4 protein-coding genes are annotated in these 3,269 nt (G+C 69.2%); all 4 read left to right on the forward strand.

Going from position 1 to position 3,269, the window contains the following annotated elements:
- The first annotated feature begins 251 nt into the window (after window positions 1-251).
- Window positions 252-677, forward strand: a complete 426-nt coding sequence (ndk, locus tag JWP65_RS00405; RefSeq protein WP_299759284.1) for a nucleoside-diphosphate kinase — start codon at window positions 252-254, stop codon at window positions 675-677.
- A 20-nt stretch (window positions 678-697) separates the two neighbouring features.
- On the forward strand, window positions 698-1,858 hold the full coding sequence (rlmN, locus tag JWP65_RS00410; protein WP_299759286.1) for a 23S rRNA (adenine(2503)-C(2))-methyltransferase RlmN: 1,161 nt from the start codon (window positions 698-700) through the stop codon (window positions 1,856-1,858).
- Window positions 1,855-2,682 carry a type IV pilus biogenesis/stability protein PilW gene (gene pilW / locus JWP65_RS00415; RefSeq protein ID WP_299759287.1) on the forward strand — a complete coding sequence of 276 codons (828 nt, stop codon included), beginning with the start codon at window positions 1,855-1,857 and terminating at the stop codon, window positions 2,680-2,682. Before rlmN ends, pilW begins: the two co-directional genes overlap by 4 nt.
- The coding region (locus JWP65_RS00420; protein ID WP_299759288.1) for a helix-turn-helix transcriptional regulator at window positions 2,675-3,269 on the forward strand (595 nt) is incomplete at its 3' end. The genes pilW and JWP65_RS00420, both read left to right, overlap by 8 nt.

The raw sequence follows: 3,269 nt of genomic DNA on the forward strand, positions 1-3,269 counted from the left end.
GGCGGCCCGCGCCGCGGTGGTGGCGGTGGCGGTGGTTACGGCGGCGGCGGTGGGGGCGGCGGCTACGGTGGCGGCGGCGGCGGCCGCAGCCGATGAGAAATGACGGGTGACGAGTGACGGATGTCCCCATTCGTCATTCGTCATTGAAGCGCGCTGCAGTCATTTGCCATCGCGCAAGCTAGAATCGCGGGCTTTGCCGAACTTTCTGCATCAGGCAAAACCCTAAACACAAGATCCCAGGAAACGCTCAAATGGCCATCGAACGCACCCTCTCCATCATCAAGCCCGACGCCGTGGCCAAGAACGTCATCGGTCAGATCTACGCCCGCTTCGAAGCCGCCGGCCTGAAAGTCATCGCCGCCCGCATGACGCACCTGGCCCGCGCCGAAGCCGAGCAGTTCTACGCCGTGCACAAGGAGCGTCCCTTCTTCAAGGATCTGGTCGAGTTCATGATTTCCGGTCCGGTGATGATCACCGTGCTGGAGGGCGAGGGCGCCATCCTGAAGAACCGCGACCTGATGGGCGCGACCGATCCGAAGAAGGCCGCCGCCGGCACCATCCGCGCCGACTTCGCCGACAGCATCGACGCCAACGCCGTCCACGGCTCCGACGCCGTCGACACCGCCGCGGGGGAGATCGGCTTCTTCTTCGCCGGCATGCAGATCCACTCCCGCTGAACGGCGGGACTTCCCATGCGATGACGGCCAACCTCCTCGATTTCGACCTTGAAGGTCTGGCCGCGTATTGCGCCTCGCTGGGCGAGAAGCGCTTCCGCGCCACCCAGCTGTTCCGGTGGATTCACCAGAAGGGCGCGCGCGACTTCGGCCAGATGACCGACCTGGCCAAGTCGCTGCGCGACAAGCTGCAGGGCAACGCCCGCATCGAGGGCCTGCCCCTCATCTCCCAGCACGAATCCGCCGACGGCACCGTCAAGTGGCTGTTCGACGTGGGCGACGGCAACGCCATCGAGGCCGTCTTCATTCCCGAGGACGACCGCGGCACGCTGTGCGTGTCCTCGCAGGCCGGCTGCGCCGTCGGCTGCCGCTTCTGCTCCACCGGCCACCAGGGGTTCTCGCGCAACCTCACCACCGGCGAAATCGTCGCCCAGCTGTGGTTCGCCGAGCACTTCCTGCGCGTCCACCTGAAGCGTCCGGACGGCGAGCGCGTCATCTCCAACGTGGTGATGATGGGCATGGGCGAGCCGCTGCAGAACTATTCGGCGCTGGCCCCGGCCCTGCGCGTGATGCTGGACGACCACGGCTACGGCCTGTCGCGCCGGCGCGTGACGGTCTCGACGTCGGGCGTGGTGCCGATGATGGACCGCCTGGGCCTGGACGTGCCGGTGGCGCTGGCCGTGTCGTTGCACGCGCCCAACGACGCGCTGCGCGACAACCTCGTGCCTCTGAACAAGAAGTACCCGATCGCGGAACTGCTGGACGCCTGCAACCGCTACCTGGAGCACGCGCCGCGCGACTTCATCACCTTCGAATACTGCATGCTCGATGGCGTCAACGACCAGCCCGAGCACGCGCAGCAGCTGATCGCGCTGGTGCGCGGTCATGGCGGCCGCGGCGTCTCGTGCAAGCTGAACCTGATTCCGTTCAACCCCTTCCCGGCCTCGGGCCTGCTGCGCTCGCCGCAACAGCGGGTGCAGGCATTCGCGAAAATGCTCAGTGATGCTGGTATCGTGACGACGGTGCGCAAGACGCGCGGTGACGACATCGATGCCGCCTGCGGTCAGCTGGCCGGGGACGTCAAGGACCGCACGCGGGTTACCCAGCGCATCGCGCAACAACGCACGGTCATGCTCAAGCAGGTGCCGGCGCAGGTTGCATCCAAGGAGGCAAGGGGAACATGACGATGGCCAAGGCGGGGACACCCCGCGGGAGCGCTTGCGTGCGGGCGGCGGCGGCGGGGTTGCTGGTGGCGCTGGCCGGCGGTTGCGCCACGCCGCCGCAAGGCCAGGAAAACACGGTCACCTCGGTCGTGACTCCGTCCGACGAAACCGAGGCGCGGCGGCGCGCGCGCATCCGGCTGGAACTGGCCGGCGGCTACTTCGAGCAGGGGCAGACCGACGTCGCGCTCGACGAGTTGAAGCAGGCCATCGTGGCCGACCCGACCTTCGCCGACGCCTACAACCTGCGCGGCCTGATCTACATGCGGCTGAGCGACACGCGGCAGGCGGAAGACAGCTTTCGGCGGGCGCTGGCGCTGAACTCGCGAGATGCCGACACCCACCACAACTTCGGCTGGATGCAGTGCCAGCAGCGGCGCTTTCCCGAGGCGCAGCGCTCGTTCGACGTGGCGCTGACCAACCCCACCTACGGCGGCCGCGCCAAGACGCTGATGGCCATGGGCCTGTGCCAGGCCCGCGCCGGCGATCTGGCCCAGGCCGAACGCAGCCTGGGGCGCTCCTACGAGCTCGATGCCGGCAACCCGATCACCGGCTACAACCTGTCGCAACTGCTGTTCGCGCGCGGCGACTTCACCCGCGCCCAGTTCTACATCCGGCGCCTGAACAACAGCGAGCTGGCCAATGCCGAGACGCTGTGGCTGGGCATCAGGGTGGAGCAGCGCATGAACGATCCGGTGGCCCTCGAGCAGTTGGCCGAGCAGCTGCGCAAGCGTTATCCGCAATCCAGGGAGCGCGCTTCGCTGGACCGGAGGGCGTTCAATGAGTGAGCCGGCAGCAGGGGCCGAGAACGGCCTGACCGCGGGCGCCTGGCTGCGCCAGGCGCGAGAAGCGGCCGGCCTGCACGTGAGCACGCTGGCGGCCAACCTGAAGGTGCCGGTGCGCAAGCTCGAGGCGCTGGAGGAAGACCGCTACGACCTGCTGCCGGACGCCGTGTTCGCGCGGGCGCTGGCGGCCAGCGTCTGCCGCACGCTCAGGATCGATCCGGTGCCGGTGCTGCAGCGCCTGCCGCAGACAGCCCACCCGCGGCTGGCGCAGGACCGCGACGGCATCAACACGCCGTTCCGGCCGACCGGCGACGCGCCGCGCGGGGGCTGGTTCGACCAGATCTCGCGCCCGGTCCTGGTCACGGTGGTCGGGCTGCTGCTCGGCGCCGTGGTGCTGGTCTTCCTGCCCGAGGCGGACGATGCCGGCACGCCACCGGCCGCCAGCGCCGACTCCGTGATGCCGCCCGGCAGCGACGCCTCCGTCACCGCCGCCCCGGCGGAGCCGCGCACCGATGCGCTGCCGGCCGACGCCGCCGGCGCCGCACCCTTGGCCGCCGTCACGGTGGCGGTCGCCGCCAGCCAACCCATGA

The sequence above is a fragment of the Ramlibacter sp. genome (assembly GCF_028292805.1).
GTDB lineage: Bacteria > Pseudomonadota > Gammaproteobacteria > Burkholderiales > Burkholderiaceae_C > Ramlibacter.